At 67.3% G+C, this 16,729-nt stretch carries 15 protein-coding genes; 4 read left to right on the top strand and 11 right to left on the bottom strand.

What is annotated here, in order from left to right:
- Window position 1 precedes the first annotated feature (1 nt).
- The 6 genes from CIMIT_RS08860 to CIMIT_RS08885 all read right to left on the bottom strand — a co-directional run bounded on the left by CIMIT_RS08860 (window position 2) and on the right by CIMIT_RS08885 (window position 6,705).
- Window positions 2–706 carry a 16S rRNA (uracil(1498)-N(3))-methyltransferase gene (locus tag CIMIT_RS08860; RefSeq protein WP_038591883.1) on the bottom strand — a complete coding sequence of 235 codons (705 nt, stop codon included), beginning with the start codon at window positions 704–706 and terminating at the stop codon, window positions 2–4.
- On the bottom strand, window positions 706–1,848 hold the full coding sequence (dnaJ, locus tag CIMIT_RS08865) for a molecular chaperone DnaJ (RefSeq protein ID WP_038591889.1): 1,143 nt from the start codon (window positions 1,846–1,848) through the stop codon (window positions 706–708). Before dnaJ ends, CIMIT_RS08860 begins: the two co-directional genes overlap by 1 nt.
- Before the next feature lie 49 nt (window positions 1,849–1,897).
- Window positions 1,898–2,917 (bottom strand): heat-inducible transcriptional repressor HrcA, encoded by a 1,020-nt coding sequence (gene hrcA / locus CIMIT_RS08870; RefSeq protein ID WP_038591892.1) that lies wholly within the window; start codon window positions 2,915–2,917, stop codon window positions 1,898–1,900.
- A 31-nt stretch (window positions 2,918–2,948) separates the two neighbouring features.
- A complete protein-coding gene (gene hemW / locus CIMIT_RS08875; protein ID WP_038591895.1) occupies window positions 2,949–4,094 on the bottom strand; it encodes a radical SAM family heme chaperone HemW in 1,146 nt (381 codons plus the stop codon).
- Between the two features lie 9 nt (window positions 4,095–4,103).
- Window positions 4,104–4,772, bottom strand: a complete 669-nt coding sequence (locus CIMIT_RS08880; protein ID WP_038591897.1) for a hypothetical protein — start codon at window positions 4,770–4,772, stop codon at window positions 4,104–4,106.
- 94 nt (window positions 4,773–4,866) lie between these two features.
- Window positions 4,867–6,705: an AMP-dependent synthetase/ligase gene (locus CIMIT_RS08885; RefSeq protein WP_038591899.1), complete on the bottom strand. Its 1,839-nt coding sequence runs from the start codon at window positions 6,703–6,705 to the stop codon at window positions 4,867–4,869.
- 70 nt (window positions 6,706–6,775) lie between these two features.
- On the opposite strand from CIMIT_RS08885, the gene malQ reads away from it, so the two are divergent.
- On the top strand, window positions 6,776–8,926 hold the full coding sequence (malQ, locus tag CIMIT_RS08890) for a 4-alpha-glucanotransferase (protein WP_038591902.1): 2,151 nt from the start codon (window positions 6,776–6,778) through the stop codon (window positions 8,924–8,926).
- Here malQ and CIMIT_RS12820 read toward each other — a convergent pair.
- From CIMIT_RS12820 to CIMIT_RS08900, 3 genes are read right to left on the bottom strand one after another with little or no spacing between them, the layout of a single operon-like run.
- Window positions 8,923–9,066 (bottom strand): hypothetical protein, encoded by a 144-nt coding sequence (locus tag CIMIT_RS12820; RefSeq protein ID WP_038591907.1) that lies wholly within the window; start codon window positions 9,064–9,066, stop codon window positions 8,923–8,925. The genes malQ and CIMIT_RS12820 overlap by 4 nt on opposite strands.
- Before the next feature lie 5 nt (window positions 9,067–9,071).
- Entirely contained in the window at window positions 9,072–9,242 is a 171-nt protein-coding gene (locus CIMIT_RS12740) for a hypothetical protein (protein WP_157727812.1), read from the bottom strand.
- Window positions 9,243–9,245: 3 nt separating this feature from the next.
- Window positions 9,246–11,225, bottom strand: a complete 1,980-nt coding sequence (locus CIMIT_RS08900; protein ID WP_038591910.1) for a M3 family metallopeptidase — start codon at window positions 11,223–11,225, stop codon at window positions 9,246–9,248.
- A gap of 31 nt (window positions 11,226–11,256) precedes the next feature.
- Between CIMIT_RS08900 and CIMIT_RS08905 the strand changes: the two genes are divergently transcribed.
- Window positions 11,257–12,528, top strand: a complete 1,272-nt coding sequence (locus CIMIT_RS08905) for an alpha/beta fold hydrolase (protein WP_038591913.1) — start codon at window positions 11,257–11,259, stop codon at window positions 12,526–12,528.
- Here CIMIT_RS08905 and idi read toward each other — a convergent pair.
- Complete coding sequence (gene idi / locus CIMIT_RS08910; protein ID WP_038591916.1) at window positions 12,525–13,058, bottom strand: isopentenyl-diphosphate Delta-isomerase; 534 nt, start codon at window positions 13,056–13,058, stop codon at window positions 12,525–12,527. The genes CIMIT_RS08905 and idi overlap by 4 nt on opposite strands.
- Entirely contained in the window at window positions 13,058–13,603 is a 546-nt protein-coding gene (locus tag CIMIT_RS08915; RefSeq protein WP_051904914.1) for a hypothetical protein, read from the bottom strand. The genes idi and CIMIT_RS08915 overlap by 1 nt, the downstream gene beginning before the upstream one ends.
- A gap of 79 nt (window positions 13,604–13,682) precedes the next feature.
- On the opposite strand from CIMIT_RS08915, the gene CIMIT_RS08920 reads away from it, so the two are divergent.
- Complete coding sequence (locus CIMIT_RS08920) at window positions 13,683–15,560, top strand: ABC transporter ATP-binding protein (protein WP_038591919.1); 1,878 nt, start codon at window positions 13,683–13,685, stop codon at window positions 15,558–15,560.
- Window positions 15,561–15,606: 46 nt separating this feature from the next.
- The gene (locus CIMIT_RS08925) at window positions 15,607–16,728 is read left to right on the top strand and encodes a MalY/PatB family protein (protein ID WP_038591922.1); all 1,122 of its coding nucleotides are present in this window, start codon (window positions 15,607–15,609) and stop codon (window positions 16,726–16,728) included.
- Window position 16,729: the final 1 nt, after the last annotated feature.

Consider the following 16,729-nt stretch of genomic DNA (forward strand, 5'->3'; position numbering starts at 1 on the left):
GCTACCAGCGAGATGTCAACGCGCCGATGGCGCACAGTGCCGCAAACCCGGCGCTCGCTGTGCGCAGGACCTGCGGCCCCAGCCGCACGGGCTGGGCCCCGAGCAAATCTAACTCATCCTGGCCGATCCCGCCCTCTGGGCCGACCAGGACATACAGCGTTTCGTCGGTGGGGAATTCGACGTCGGTAATCGGCGTGGTCGCGTCCTCGTGCAACACGATCGCGTGCGCGCCGCGCAGGCGCTCGGCGAGCTGGTTCGTGGTGACGGTGGCGTGCACTTCCGGCCAGAACGCGCGGCGCGCCTGCTTCGCCGACGCCACCGCCTGGTTGCGCCACTTCTGCACTTGCTTGTCCTGCTTGTCCGCGCTCCAACGGGCGATGGTGCGGTGCGAGATCCACGGGATGATGCCGTCGATGCCGCCTTGGACAGCGAGGTCGACCGCCAGCTCCGCGCGCTCTGACTTCGGCACCGCCTGCACGAGTACCACCTGCGGCTGCGGCGGCTTTTCGGTGTGGCTGGCGACGACGTCGCCGGAAACGCGCTCGCGGGTGCATTCGCGGACGGTGACTTCGGCGGTGTGGCCGGCGCCGTCGACAAGCATGATGCGATCGCCGGGGTTGATGCGCTTAACGTGCGCATGTTTCGCTTCCGCGCCGGTAAGCACGCCGTCGGCGGGCCGCGACGCGTAGAAGTACGGCAGGCTCATTAGCGACGGAACCTGTCACGCATACGCGAGAAGAAGCCCTCGCCGCCGCCGTCTTCGCCGGTGTGCACGCGCGCCGTGTCCGCGTGACCCTCGCGTAGCTTCTCCAGGCTGTCGCGCTCCTCCTTCGACAGCTCGGTCGGCACGACAACCTGCACGTGCGCGACCATGTCGCCGGCGCCTTCGGCGCGCAGCTTCGGCATCCCCTCGCCGGCAAGCACGATCTGCTCGCCCGGCTGCACGCCCGCGGGCACGTCGATCGTGGTGGTCTCGCCCGCCAGGTTGTCCACGTGCAGCGCGGTGCCGAGCGCCGCGTCGTACATGGGCAGACGCAGCTCGAGGTGCAAGTCGTTGCCCTCGCGTGCGAAGACCTTGTGCGGGGTGGTGTGGACCTCGACGTACAGGTCGCCGGCCGGGCCGCCACCGTGGCCAACCTCGCCCTGATCCGCCATGCGGATGCGCATGCCGGAGGCGATGCCTGCCGGGATCTTCACCGTCAGGTCGCGGGTGGCGCGCACGCGGCCGTCGCCGGCGCACTGGCGGCAGGGATCGGTGATGATTTCGCCGTAGCCGTGACACTTCGGGCACTCGTGCGTGGTCATCACGTTGCCCAGGAAGGACTGCTGCATCTCCTGGACCGCGCCGTGGCCCTTGCAGTAATCACAGGTCTCCGGCTTCGCGCCCGACTCGGAGCCGGAGCCGTGGCACTTGTCGCACAGCACTGCGGTGTCCACGGTGACTTCCTTACGCACGCCGGAAAACGCCTCTTCCAGGGTGATCTGGGTGCGCAGCAGCGCGTCGTTGCCCGGCTGGACGCGGGAGCGCGGCTCGCGTCCACCGGTGCCGCCGCCGAAGAACGCCTCGAAGATGTCGCCGACGCCGCCAAATCCGCCGAAGCCGCCTGCACCGCCGGGTGCGCCGCCGCCCTGCTCCATCGGGTCGCCGCCGCGGTCGACGATGCTGCGTTTCTTCGGATCCAGCAGCACCTCCTGGGCGAGCGAGAGCTCCGCGAACTTCTCCGCCGCCTCCTCGGACGGGTTCACGTCCGGGTGGTATTTTCGGGCGAGCTTGCGGTACGCCTTCTTAATCTCCTGCTCGGTGGCTTCCCGGTCCACGCCGAGGATGCCGTAATAGTCACGTGCCAAAATTCATACCTTTCACAGTGTTAGACGTTCATATGCGGCGCATGCCGCGTTATTCGCCCTGCAGGATGCGGCTGATGTAGCGGGCGACGGTGGCAACCTTCTGCATGGTACCGGGGTAGTCCATGTAGGTCGGCCCCACCACCCCGAGCCCGCCGAGCGCCTCATCGCCGGATCCATACGCAGTTGTAACAATTGCTGCCTGGGAAAATTCCTCGTTCTCGTTTTCGCGCCCGATGCGTACCGAGACCCGCTCCAGATCTTGCGCGGTGGCGAGCAGCTTCAGCACCACGACTTGTTGCTCGAGCGCGTCGATGACGCTGTGCAGGTCGGCGAGTCGGTGCACGGTGAGGTTGCCTGCCCCCGCAATGAGTAGCCGGTCCGCGGTGGTGTCGACGAGCGTGTCTACCAGCACCGCGGTGCAACGCGAGACCGCGTCGGCGAGTTCGCGCGGGGCGCGCGCGTGCAGGGTGGACAGCCCGGCGGTGGCCTCGCGCATGGTGCGGCCGACGAGGATGTCGTTGAGCAGGTCGCGCAGCACCGGCACGTGCGCGTCCGCGAGCGGGCTCGCCAGCTCCACGTTGCGCTGGTCCACGCGACCGGAATCCGTGATCACGACCAGCAGCAGGCGCGTCGGCGTGAGCGCGACGACCTCGCAGTGCTTGACCCGCGAGATCTCCAGGTTGGGCAGCTGCACGACGGCGGCCTGGTTGGTCAGCTGCGCGAGCAGCTGCACGCTGCGGCGCAGCACGTCCTCGAGGTCGACGCCGTGCTCAAGGAAGTCGAGGATGGCGTGGCGTTCGGCCACCGACAGCGGCTTGACGTCGTCGTGCAGCGCGTCAACGAATGCGCGGTAGCCGGCCTGCGTGGGGATGCGCCCTGACGAGGTGTGGGTTTGGCTGATGTAGCCCTGTTGTTCCAGCACGCTCATGTCGTTGCGGATGGTCGCCGAGCTCACGCCCAGCTTGTGGCGCTCCACCAGCGCCTTGGATCCGACGGGTTCTTGCTGCGCGATGTAGTCGGCAACGATTGCGCGCAGCACCGCGCGGCGGCGGTCATCAGCAGCACTCATTAGCACTCCCTCTCATCGACTGCCAGCTATCCTACTCGGCGGCCAAAATATCGGTCACGATGCCGTCGGCAAGCAGTCGGCCCGCATCCGTGACCGCGATCCGCTCGCCGGAAGTGAGCAGCCCGCCGCGTGCATGCTTCTCGACGACCCCCCGCGCCCCCTTACCTACCCATCCGGCAGGAATACCCTCCTTGAGCCGCAGGCCGAGCATCACCTGCTCGTCGTGGCGCTCGGTGTCGGTGAGCGTTTCGGAGAAGTCCACCGGCAGCTCGCCGTCGCGCAGCAGCGCCGCGTAGCGCTCGGGGCGCTTGACGTTGGCGAAGCGTTCGCAGCCGATAAACGAGTGCGCGCCCGGGCCCGCGCCCCACCACTGGCCGCCGCGCCAGTAGAGCAGGTTGTGACGGCACTCCCCTCCTGCTTTGGCCCAGTTCGAGACCTCGTACCAGTCAAAGCCGGCGGACTCGAGCACCTCGGCGATGAGCTCGTAGCGACGGGCGTAGACCTCCTCCTGCGGCGCGGGCAGCTCACCGCGGCGGACTTTGCGCGCCATCGCCGTGCCGTCCTCCACGATCAGCGAGTAGGCGGAGACGTGGTCCACGTCTGCCGACAGGATGGCGTCGAGGGTTTTGCGCACGTCGTCGTCGGTTTCCGTCGGCGTGCCGTAGATCATGTCGAGATTGACGTGCTCAAACCCGGCGGCGCGGGCCTCCTTCGCCGCCGCGACGGCGCGGCCCGGCGTGTGCGCGCGGTCCAGCACCTTGAGCACCGGCGCGGACGCCGACTGCATGCCGAGTGAGACGCGAGTAAAGCCCGCCTCGAGAAGGCCCGCGAAGTACTCGGGGCTGGTGGACTCCGGGTTCGACTCCGTGGTCACCTCCGCCCCGTCCGCGAGTCCGAAGGTGCCGCGCACCGCGTCCAGCACCCGAGAAAGCCCCGCGGCACCGAGTAGCGAGGGCGTGCCGCCGCCGATAAACACCGTGTCGGCGCCGCCGCGCACGTCCACTCGCGCCGCAGCGAGCGTGAGCTCCCGCTCGAGCGCGTCGAAGTACTCCGCGTGGGAGGACTCGACCTCGTTGGGTGTGTACGTGTTGAAGTCGCAGTAGCCGCAGCGGGTCGCACAGAAAGGCACGTGGATGTAGACGCCGAACGCGTCTCGACCTGTCTCGGATTCAGCCATGCGGCCAGTCTAGGCACCGCGACGCGAACGCTTGGCGGCAACCTTCTCCACGATCCGGTTGATCCGGGCGCGCTCTTGAAGGAACTCGGGCGGGTTCGTCCCGCGCATCGTGCGCGCGAACGCGGGGTGGTCGACGCAGACGGTTTCCACCCAGCCGTCGGTGGCCGCCTCGACGAGCTCGGAAACGGTGGCGAACAGGTGCGGCAGGCTTACCGCGCCGAGCTCGCGGGCAACCATGTCGGTCTGCTCCAGGGTGTAGGAGACGATCTCGGTGAGGTGCTGCACCGTAAGATCGGTACGCCCGGTGAGCGCGTCCTCCATTGTCTGCACAGAGAAGGGGGCGGCGAGCGGGAAGAGGTCGGCCAAGCCCGCGGCGTCGAGAAGCTCGGGCTCCGGCACCTTCTCCTCGGGGCAGGCGGACGCCGAGAGCACGCCGGCGCGCATCCCGGAGGTCAACGCCTGGCGCAGCCCGATCAGCTCGCCGACGACCCGGCGCGCGTCCACGCGCGCGTCGTCGGCGATCTCGACGAACTCGGCGAGGCAGTCGTCGGTGAGCTCCCCGTCGTAGTCTGCGACCGCTTCGGCGATGTGCTCGATGTACTCGGCGACCTCGTCGCCGATGTTGTAAATCTCCTGCGTGAGCTCACGGTGCCGCAGCATGGCCGCTGTCTTGCGCACGGATAAGCCCCCTTCGGTTCGCTTGGATTACAACTAAAGATTTGCTGGGAGCCATGCTAAGCCACAGCAGCGGTGCGGCGGGGAAGGCGCGCCGCTACCGCTCGTAGAGCTTGTCGATGTCCTCGCTGAAGCGCTCGAAGACGACGTTGCGCTTGACCTTCATCGTCGGCGTCATCTCGTTTTCCTGCTCAGACAGGTCGCGGTCCAAAATGCGGAACTTCTTGATCGCCTCGGCGTGCGAGACGGTGGCGTTGGCCATGTTGATCGCATCCTGGACCTCGGCGCGCAGGCTCGCGTCCTGGGCGAGGTCGGTGAGCTTGCGATGCTCGGGGATGTTGCGGTTGGCCTTCCAGCGCGCGAGCTCGTCTTCGTCGAGTGTGACGAGCACGCCGATGAACGGCTTGCCGTCGCCGACGATCAGCGCGTTGGAGATCAGCGGGTCCTGGCGGATGATCTCCTCCATCGGGCCGGGCGAGACGTTCTTGCCGCCGGCGGTGACGATGAGGTCCTTCTTGCGGCCGGTGATGCGCACAAACCCCTCGTCGTCAACTTCGCCCAAGTCGCCGGTGTTGAACCATTCGCCGTCGAAGGCTTCTGCGGTGGCCTCGGGGTTGTTCCAGTACTGCTTGATCACGCCCGGCCCGGCGAATTCGATCTCGCCGTCGTCGTTGATGCGCACCGAGTAGCCGTTGACCGGCGGGCCAACGGTACCGATCTTCTGGCGCACCTTGTTGTTCACGCACGCGGCGGCACACGTTTCGGTCAGCCCGTAGCCCTCGTAGACGGGGATGCCCATGCCGCGGTAGAAGTGCGAGAGCTCGGGGCTCATCGCGGAACCGCCGGTAATCCCGTAGGACACCGCCCCGCCCATGGCCTCCTTAAGCTTGGAGTAGACAAGTTTTTCAAAGACCTTGCGCTTTGCCTTCTGCACGCGCGTCGGGCCCTCGGGCGTTTCCAGCGCCTTGGAGTACTCGATCGCGGCGCGCTCGGCTTCCAAGAAGACGCGCTTGCCCACGGCCGACCCGTCGGCGGCCTTGTTGTAGGCGGCGTTGCGCACCTTTTCAAATACGCGCGGCACACCCAGCACCATGTTCGGTCGGGCGCGCTGCAGCTCGACGGTCAGCGTGGAGGTATCCGACCAGTGCGACTGGGTCGCGCCCGCCATCGCGAGTGCGATTGCCACGGCGCGCTGCAGCACGTGTGCGAGCGGCAAGAACGTCACGACGCGCTTGCCTGGCACGGCGACTTCACCGATCTCGTTGAAGATCAGCGCGCGGGTTTGGTGGATCCAGTTGCCGTGGGTCAACTCCACGCCTTTGGGCCGTCCGGTCGTGCCCGAGGTGTAGACCAGCGAGCCGATGTGGTCGTGGGTGATGGCGGCCACGCGGGCGTCGATAAGCGACTGCTCTACGTCCCGACCCTCGAACTTGAGGGTCTCCACGCCCGAGGCGTTGAACTCGTAGATTTTTTGCAGCTTGGAGGTCGAGCCCGCGAGCCTGGGCGTGCCGTCGTCTTGCAGCAAGAACGAGCTGATCAGCTGCGTGTGCTCGCGCGTTTCCGTCAGCGCTAGCTTCGCGCCGGAGTCCTCGAGGATCCACTGGATCTGCGACATCGAGCTCGACGGGTAAATCGGCACGGAGATCGCGCCCGCGGCCCAGATGGCGAAGTCCATCAGCGCCCACTCGTAGCGTGTCGCCGATAAAATCGCCACGCGGTCGCCCGCCTCCACGCCGGAGGCGACCAGGCCTTTCGCCGCCTCGTATACTTCCTCGAGGAATTCGCCGGCCGTCACGTTGACCCAGTCGTAGTTGCGCGGCCGCGAAAACAGCACGATGTGCGGCTGTGTCGTACACAGCTCAATGAGCTGGCTGAGGCAGTTCTCTTCCGGCGGCACAGTAAAACCGAGTTCCGTGGTGTAAGCATTCTGCGACATAAGCCCTCACCCTACCGCCTGCGGCCTCACCTAGCTCCGGTCACGCGCGTTTGGCACAATATTAACTGTGATGAACGAGGAACTTTTGCTGTCCCTGGCCCAGTCCTACGGCTTTGGCACCACCTACCGAGCCTCCGACGGGCAGCTAACCACCCCACCCAACCAGTCCTTCCTCAAATTGCTGCGCGCCATCGGCGTCGACGTGCCCGACTCCCCCACCGACGACACGCTCCGCTCGCTTCTCGACGCCCGCGTGACCGAGCTCGCGACCCGCCCTCTTCCACCCACCGTGGTGGCGACCGCAGGCGAGGAGCAGCACTTCAACGTGCACGTCCATGACGGGCACTACGCGCACTGCTGGATCCGCCTCGAGGACGGCTCCTCCCGCGATGCCTACCAGGACGAAAACTGGGCGCCACCGACCACCGCCGCCGACGGCACCGTGTGGGGCGAGGCAACCTTCCACGTCCCCGGCGACCTGCCCGAGGGCTGGCACGAGCTGCACTTGGAATCCGACAACCTGCACGAGGTCTGCACGCTGATCGTCGTCCCCGCGCGCCTGCAGTCCAACGAGGCCTGCGTGCAGCGCCCCAACTTTGGTGTGATGGCGCAGCTCTACTCGGTGCGCTCGACCCAGTCCTGGGGCATTGGCGACTTCGAGGACCTCGCTCGACTGGCCGAAACCGTTGCCGCCGAAGGCGCCGACTACCTGCTGATCAACCCGGTGCACGCCGCGCAGCCGGTGCCGCCGGTGGAGGACTCACCGTACCTGCCGACCTCGCGCCGCTTTGTCAACCCCATCTACATCTCGGTCGAGGCCGTGCCCGAGTACGCGAGCCTGGACGCGGACACCCGCGCCGAGATCGACGAGCTCGCCGCGCCGGTCAAAGCCCTGAACCGCACCGCCGATCCGCTCGAGCGCGACCGTATCTTCGGCACCAAGCTCGCCGTTCTGCGCGAACTGTTCTACCTCTCCCAGCAGGATGAGGGCCGCTCCCACGACTTCGAGCTCTACACGCTCGACGAGGGCGCGGGGCTGCGCGAGTTTGCGCAGTGGTGCGCCGCACGCGCCGCGGCCGTAGACCGCGGACAGCACGCCGCAGCCGAGGCCGCCGAAGAGACGGTGCTGTTCTACATGTGGCTGCAGTTCATCGCCGACGAGCAGCGCCGCGTCGCCCAGGACCGCGCGCTTGCCGCCGGGATGCGCATCGGCATCATGACCGACCTGGCCGTGGGCATCCACCCGGACGGTGCTGACGCGCACACGCTCGCCGACGTGCTCGTGCCCGCCGCCTCCGTCGGCGCGCCGCCGGACCAGTACTCCCAGCAGGGCCAGGACTGGTCGCAGCCGCCGTGGAACCCGGAGGCGCTCGCGAACGCCGGCTACGCGCCGTGGCGCGACCTGCTGCGTACCGTACTGCGCCACTCTGGCGGCATCCGCGTCGACCACATCCTGGGCCTGTTCCGCCTGTTCTGGCTACCGCGCGAGGACACGCCGGCCGACGGGCTGTACATGAACTACGACCACCGCGCCATGCTGGGCATCCTGCTTTTGGAGGCGCAGCGCGCAGGCGCCGTCGTCGTCGGCGAGGACCTCGGCACCTTTGAGCCGTGGGTCCAGGACGTGCTGCGCGACACCGGCGTCTTCGGCACCTCCGTGCTGTGGTTTGAGTCCATCCCGCCGGCGGGCGCACCGCGGCCTGCGGACCAGTACCGCCACCTCGCGCTGTCTGCGGTCGGCACGCACGACCTGCCGCCGACGGCCGGCTACCTCGAGGGCGCGCACAACGAGCTGCGCGCCACACTGGGGCTGGTCAACCAGTCGCTAGACGAGCTCAACGCCAACGACGGCGTGTGGATCGGGCGCGTGCTCAACCAGGCCCGCGCCGAGGGCGCGTTCGCGGGTACCCCGTTCGCGGAGACGGACTTCAGCCAGTACGACTTAGGTGAGTTCGACGCTGCGGGCTCGCTCGACGACCTGCTGGTGGGGCTCACCCGCTTCATCGCCTCCACCCCGTCTGCGATGACGGTGACGAATCTGGTGGACATGGTCGGCGATCGTCGCATCCAGAATCAGCCCGGCACGAACTCGGAGCAGTACTCCAACTGGTGCATCCCGCTGACCGACGCGGCCGGCACCCCCGTGCTTATCGACGATCTCGCCGACAACCCGCTGTTCCACCGCGTCGCCGAGGCCTCTCGCCGGCCGGACGCGGTCTAGACCAGGCTGCCGACCAGCGCGGCGATGACGACGAGCGCGAGCATGACGTAGAGCGCTTGCGTCACGCGCGACTGCGGGTACTTGCGCTGCGGTTTCGGCAGCTGCTGATCCTGCTTACGCAGTTCTTCCGGGTTGGCCATGGCGCTTAGTCTACTTCGCGCGTCGGCTCGGGCGGCAACTGCCGTACGCAGGCCTGGTTGCGCTGGTACGCCAGCCAGTCTGTGACCCGCAGCATCGCCCACGCCGCAACCGACGAAAGCGGCAGCGCGACGACAAGCACGATGGGCAGCTGCAGCCAGGGGCTCAAGGCGAACATGCGCTACACCGCCGTCCCCTCGAGCCCGCGCCGCACAAGCAGCGGGCGGGTGTCCTTGTCGCGGCCGCGGAACGCGCGGTAGGCCTCGGCGTAGTCGCGGGAAGCGCCGCGCGAGAGGATCGCCTCGCGAAACTTCTCGCCGGTGTCGCGGTTAATCCCCTGCTCGCGGATGAGCTCGAAGCCGTCGGCGTCGAGCGCCTCGGCCCACAGGTAGGAGTAGTAGCCCGCCGAGTAGCCGCCGGCGAAGATGTGGTTGAACCAGGTCGAGCGGTAGCGCGGCGTGAGCCCCGGCACGTCAAGGTGGTAACGGCGCAAAACGTCGGCCTCGAAGGCGTCGATGTCCTGCGGCGGGGTGCCGTCGAGTGAGTGCCACTCCAGGTCGATCGCCGCGGCCGCGAGGTATTCCGCAGTGGCGAAGCCCTGGCCGAAGGCGCGCGAGGCACGCACGGCGTTCAACATGGCGGGCGGAAGTGGCGCGCCGGTATCGACGTGGCGGGCGTAGTTGCGCACGATCTCGGGCGCGAACGCGTAGTTCTCGTTGATCTGCGAGGGGAACTCGACCCAGTCGCGCGGGACGTTGGTGCCAGATAGCGACGGGTAGCGCACGTCCGAGAGCAGGCCGTGCAGGGCGTGGCCGAACTCGTGGAAGACGGTAGTGACCTCGTCGATGGTGAGCAGCTCGCTGTTCACGCTCATCACGTTGACCACCACCGGCTTGGTGTCGGCCAGGTGCGACTGGTCGACGAAGCTGCTCATCCAGGCACCGCCACGTTTGCTCTCGCGCGCGGCGTAGTCGGTAAGCAAAAGGCCGAGGCCCGTGCCGTCGTGGTCTTTGACCTCCCACACCTGCACGTCCTCGCGGTAGGCACGCAGGTCCTCGCGGCGGGTCACGGTGATGCCGTAGAGCAGGTTTGCCGCATAGAAGACGCCGTCCTCGAGCACCTGCCACAGCGGGAAGTACTTGCGCAGCTCCGCCTCATCGACGTCGAGCTCCTCGGCGCGGCGCTGCGCGGACCAGTACGGCCAGTCGGCACCGTCGAGGCCGTCCTCGCCGAGGTCGGCCCCGCGGGAGGCCGCGAGCTCGCCGTCGAGTTTGCGCTCGGCTGCCGCGTTCGCCGCCGCGGCCGGCGCGAGGTCCGCGAGCAGCGCCCGCGCTGCATCTGCGGTGCCCGCGGTTTCCTCGGCAATGACGTAGTCGGCGTGTGTGGCAAAGCCGAGCAGCTTCGCGCGCTCCTGGCGCAGTGTGACAGCCTCGCGCACAAGTGGGGCGTTGGATTCGGCGCCGCGTGACAAGGAGGCGTCGAAAAGCGCGCGGCGGGCGGCGGGGTCGGTAAGGTCGGCCTGGAGCGACTGGGTCGAGGGCAGTTCGATGGGGATGAGGTAGCTGTCGCCGTCGGCAAACGCGGCGAGCTGGTCCTCGCTTGCCCCCGCGAGCTCCTCGCGGGTGAAGCGGACCGCGAGGCGCTTGGTGTCGGCGAGCAGGTTGCGGCCGAAGTGCTCAGAGAGCTCGGCGAGCCGCTCGTTGAGCTCGCGCAGCCGCGCTTGACCGACGGCGTCGAGATCCGCGCCGCGGCGGCTAAAGCGGCGCAACAGCAGGTCGTGGAGGCGCTGCGACTCCTCGTCGGCGGGCACCTCGACGGCGCGCAGCCGACGGTAGAGCCCGGCATTTTGGTAGATCGCGTCCGTGTGGGCGGTAAGCCGCGGCACGATGCGATCGGCCACGGCGTCGAACTCGGCGGTGGCGTCGGTGCCCTGCAGGTTGAAAAACCAGGCAGCCACGCGATCCAGGTCAGCGCCTGCCAGTTCGAAGGCCTCGACGGTGTTTTCCCACGTGGGGGTTGCTTCCGCGCAGATTGCCGCGATTTCCGCCTCGTGGCGGGAAAGCGCCGTAGCAAACGCCTGCTCGACGTGAGCCAGCTCGATGGCGTCGAAATCGGGCAGTTGGTACGGCAGCGTCGATGGTGCAAGCAGTGGATTGGTCATGGCGGCCATCTTAGGCGTTTAAGATTGCGGCATGTCTACGCGCGAAACCCAAGTCACGTGTCCCGCTGGGGCGATCGTCGGCACCAGCGACGGCGAGGTCCGCACCTTCCACTCCATCCCCTACGCACACCTCCCGGCCCCCTTCAATCCGCCCGAGCCCGCGCCGACGGGCTTGCTTATCGACGCCACCGCCCCGGAACACGGTGGCAACCGTCTTTCCATCGCCACCCCCGAGGGCGCGCGCAGAAACGACGACCTGCCGGTGCTCGTCTACATCCACGGCGGGCGCTTCGAGGAAGGCAGCCACACCGATACCTACAGCAACGCCGAAGGCTTTGCGCGCGAGGGTTTCGTGCACGTGCGCGTGGGCTACCGGCTGAAGTTCCCCGGCATGCTGCCGTTTGCCGACGACGCGCCACACGAATACCGGGCGGTGCAGGACTGCGCCACGGCGCTCACGTGGATCCAGCGCAACATCGAGGCCTTCGGCGGGGATCCCACCAACGTGACGCTCGTCGGCCATAGCGCCGGCGCGGACATCACGCTCTGGCTTGCACGCCGCGACCACTTCAAAGGCGAATTCCGGCGCGCGGTGGCAGCCTCCCCGGTCTTCCCGCGCCGCAGTTTCGAATCTCGCAGGTGGGCTGCACGCGGCGCGCTCGGCACGCCCCTTTTGCGCGGCGAGCTCAACGCGTTGGCCGCGCGCAACCCGCAGCGCCTCGCGCGCGCCTACGGGCGCTTCCGCACCCAGTACATCACCGACATCGCGCTCGGCCCCTTCCCGTTTGACGCGGCCGCGCTTGCCGACGTCCCACTCATAGTCACCTCCACACGCGACGAATTCATGCCCACCGGCAGGCCTTTCGACCGCGCCGGGATCGGCAAACCCGCAGCCAGGGTCATGGCGCGGCACATGGGTGTGGCGAAGGGCAAAGCACGCGGCTACTTCGCACACGCGGCCGCGATGGATCCGCGTGCCGTCGGCGGCCGGCTCATCTCGGATGCGATGTGCAGGCGCTGGGTCGACGACATCGCCGAGGGCGCGCCCGGCGCGCTGTGGCAGGCCGAGCTCTACCCCACCGACACCCGGCCGGCGTACCACTCAAAGGAGCTCAGGCCAGCGTTCACGATCGGCTCAGGACTCAACGCGTGGCTTACCCACTTCGCGCGTACCGGCGAGGCCGGGTGGCGTCGATACACGGATGCCAAAACCGTCATACGCGTGCGCCTCGACGGCACGGGCGCAGCGGAAGTCACTGACCCGCTCGGCTACCTGCGCGGCGTTTTCGGGCCGGTCAGTTAGAGCGCGTCGCGCAGGCGCTCGTCAGCAAGCTCCTCGACCAGCCACGGCGAGAACGCGAACGGCGTCGCCTCCGCGGCGCGGATGAGCTGCAGCGGTTCCACCCACGCCCAGGAGTCCACCTCGTCCGGGTTGGGGTCGAGCTCCACGCCCGGGGCCATCCGCGCGCTAAAGACCGGGCAGACCTCGTTTTCCACCACGCCGGAGGAATCCACCGCGCGGTAGCGGAAGTCGGGCAGCACCTCGGTGATCGCGTCGATCGCCGGCATGCCGAGCTCCTCGGCGGCGCGGCGGCGCACCGCGTCCACCGTCGCCTCGCCGGGAGCAGGATGGCCGCAGAAGGAATTGGTCCACACGCCGGGCCAGGTCAGCTTGCCCAGCGCGCGGCGCGTGAGCAGCAGGCGGCCGTCCGCGTCCAGCAGCCAGCAGGAAAACGCCAGGTGCAGCGGCGTGGAATCGGTGTGCACTTCGGCTTTGTCGGCGGCACCGATGGGGGTCCCCGTGGCGTCGATAAGCACTACTTGCTCTCGCATTAGTTATTCAGATTCCCTTTAAACGTCACGTTACCAATGGTGAACTCGGCGTCCCACAGGTTGCCGGTGGACACGTCGAAGGCATACTTCGCGTTCGTGGTCGCGCCGGGGCCGAGCGGCAGGTCCACGCCGATGATGTCCACGTCCGCGTTTTCCGCGCTCTTCGGATCCGCCGTCTGCATCGAGGTGCCGCCCGCGTTGTAGCGCAGCTGCGGGGTGAGCGTGTCGGCCGGCATCGGCACGTCGCTCTCGTTGGTCACCGCGACCACCACGACCGTGCCGCCGTTGGGCTCGTAGCTTGTCCCCTGCCATTTGTACGACAGATCCATCGCCGGGTCCTCGACGCGGTCGCCGTTGAGCTTGTCAGTGACGACCGGGTCGACCTCATCCGCCTTGAACTCCGGGGCGGGCGCGCCGGTCGGCGTGGTGATCTCAATCTCCTCTTCCTGGGCCTCTTCGCTCTCCTTACCGCTGACGCAGCCGGACAGCGCGAAAACGGAGGTGGCGGCCAAAAATACGGCGATGAACTGCGAACGGTGTGACATACACGCCTCTTTTAACTCGTTGTAGCAGTGGACGTTTCGATTCTTCCCTACTGTACAGCGCGGGTACCCTAGCCAAACTATGCAGTCTTTGTTGCGTGTGCTCCGCAGCGCCTCTGCGCTGTGGCCGTACTACTTGGCCGTGGTCCTCATCTCCTCCGGCGTTGCGGCGCTGGGGCTGGTCTCGCCTTTCCTCATTCGGGAGGCCACCGACACCATCGTCGACTACGTCGGCTCCCCGGAAGGCCCCGCGCCCACCCGCACTGTGATCTGGCTGGCGCTGGCGCTCTTTGCCGCAGAATCCGCCGCAGCGCTGTTGCGCAACGTGTCCGGCTACCTGGGTGATGTGATGGTGGCGCGGATCCGGCAGATCCTGTCCACGCGCTACTTTGCCAAGCTGTTGTCGCTGCCGCAGCGCTACTTCGATACGCAGATCACCGGCACGATCATCGCGCGGCTGGATCGCTCGATCGCGAACGTCACGCAGTTCATCCAGTCCTTCGCCAACAATTTCCTGCCGATGCTGCTGCAAGTCGCGGCAATTCTCGCGATCACGGCCTACTATTACTGGCCGCTGACAATACTGCTCGCGCTGCTCTTCCCGCTCTACATGTGGCTGACCGCGCTGACCTCGAAGCGGTGGCAGCGCTACGAGCAGGACAAAAACGCGAACGTGGACGAGGCCAACGGCCGTTTCGCTGAGGTAGTCGGCCAGGTCAAGGTGACCAAGTCTTTCGTCGCCGAGGTGCGTGAGCTAAATAAGTTCGGCCACCACTACCAGGAGACGGTCGCGCTGACACGCCCGCAGTCGCGCTGGTGGCACAGCATGGACACAGTGCGCGGGGTTGCCATGACCGCGATCTTTTTAGGCATTTACCTCATCCTGTTCCTGCGCACGCTGCACGGCCACTTCACAATCGGCGAGATGGTCATGCTCATCCAGATGGTCACCATGGCCCGCCAGCCGGCGCAGATGATGAGCTGGATCGTGGATGCCGCGCAGCGCGCCATCGCCGGCTCGCGCGACTACTTCAAGGTCATGGACGAAGAACACGAGCCGACCGCCAACGCCCAGCTCGTCGCCGCCACCGAATCCACCGACGTGCCCGCGCTTCGCGACACGCAGCATCACCCCCTGCCCGTCAACGAGCCGGTCCTGGCCTTCGACGACGTCTCCTTTGCCTACACCCCCGGCGAGCCGGTCCTTTCTGGCCTCACCTTCTCGGCGCGCGAGGGCGAAAAGATCGCGCTCGTTGGCGAGTCCGGGGGCGGCAAGTCCACCATCGTCAATCTGCTCTTGGGGCTCTATCCGCTTGTCGACGGCACGCTCACCATCTGCGGCCGCAACCTCAAAGACTTAAGCGTAGAAGAGCTGCGGGCGTCCACCGGCGTCGTCTTCCAGGAGCCGGCCCTGTTTTCCGGCACCGTGCACGAGAACATCGCCTACGGCTTGCCGACCGCCACCCGCGAGGAGGTCATTGACGTGGCCAAGCGCGCCAGCGCCCACGACTTCATCATGCGTTTCAAGGACGGCTACGACACCGTCATCGGCGAGCGCGGCCTGCGGCTTTCCGGTGGGCAGCGCCAACGTGTGGCCGTGGCCCGCGCCATGCTGAAAGACGCGCCCATCTTGGTCCTCGACGAGGCGACCTCCGCGCTGGACACGAAGGCGGAGCGCGCCGTGCAGGCCGGCCTCGACGAGCTGATGAAGGACCGCACCACCATCATGATCGCCCACCGCCTGTCCACGATCGCGGATGTGGACACGATCATCACCTTGGATCACGGCCGCATCGACGAGATCGGCTCGCCCGCCGAGCTCGCGGTCTCGGGCGGTATTTATTCAGAGCTGCTCGCGCTGACCGCGTCCTCTTCGGCTGCGGACCGCGCACGCCTGAAGTCCTTCGGTTTCCAGCTTGATGGCGCAGACGACGAAGACGAGGACGACGCGCGGGCGTGAATGTAGCGCTGGGGTGGAAAGCGGGGCGTCGATAAGCTTGGGCCCTATGGATTTCCCTGAACTTTCAACGCTCCGCGCACGCGGAACCCGCAAATGGACCCAGTACGACGACGATGTGCTGCCGCTGTTCGTGGCGGAAAGCGACTTTCACACCGCCGAGCCGGTGCGCGCCGCCATCGCAGACGCGGTCGAGCGCGAAATGTTCGGCTACACACCCGCCCCGCAAGCGCAGCAGCTGCCGGAACTGACCGCGGACTTTTACGACGTGCGCTACGGCTGGCGGCCCGACCCGGCGCGCATCTTCCCCATCCCGGACGTGGTGCGCGGCGTACTGTTAGCCATCCAGCACTTCACGCAAGGCCCGGTGATCGTGCCGGTGCCGGCCTACCACCCGTTCTTGGAGGTCGCCGAGACCGCCGGGCGCGAGCGCATCAACGTGGCCGCGGTGCCGGGGCTGGACTTAGATGAGCTGGAGGCAGCCTTTGCGCGCGGCGCGGGCTCGCTGATCTTAACCAACCCGTATAACCCCGGCGGCTGGACATTCGACGCCGAGCGCCTCGACGAGATCTGCGCGCTGGCCCGACGCCACGGCGCGCGCGTGATCGTGGACGAGATCCACGCCCCGCTCGTCTTCGACGGCGTCCACACGTGCGCGGCCGCGAACAACCCGGACGTGTGCATCACCATTACCGCGGCCTCCAAGGCCTGGAACGTGGCGGGGCTCAAGTGCGCGCAGCTGATCTTCTCCAACGACGAGGACGTGCGCACCTGGCAGGGCTTGAGCGGTGTGGCCAAAGACGGCACCGGCACGCTCGGCATTGTTGTGGCCGAGGCCTGCTACCGCGACGGGCGCGACTTCCTCGATGAGGAGGTCGCCCAGCTGCGCAACAACCGCGATTGGTTGGCTGAGGTGCTGCCGGAGAAGATCCCCGGCATCGAGGTCAACGTCCCGGAAGCGACGTACCTGATGTTTTTGGATTTCCGCAACACCAAGCTCACCACCGACAAGCCGGCCACGTGGCTGCGCACGCACGCGAAGGTGGCTATGAACGAGGGCCTAAGCTTCGGGCCCGGTGGCGAGCACAAGGCGCGGCTGAACTTCGCCACGAGCCCGGAGATCCTGAGGGAGGCCGTCGACCGCATAGCGGAGGCGATTCGCCTACTGTAGG

This window comes from Corynebacterium imitans, assembly GCF_000739455.1.
GTDB classification, from domain to species: domain Bacteria; phylum Actinomycetota; class Actinomycetes; order Mycobacteriales; family Mycobacteriaceae; genus Corynebacterium; species Corynebacterium imitans.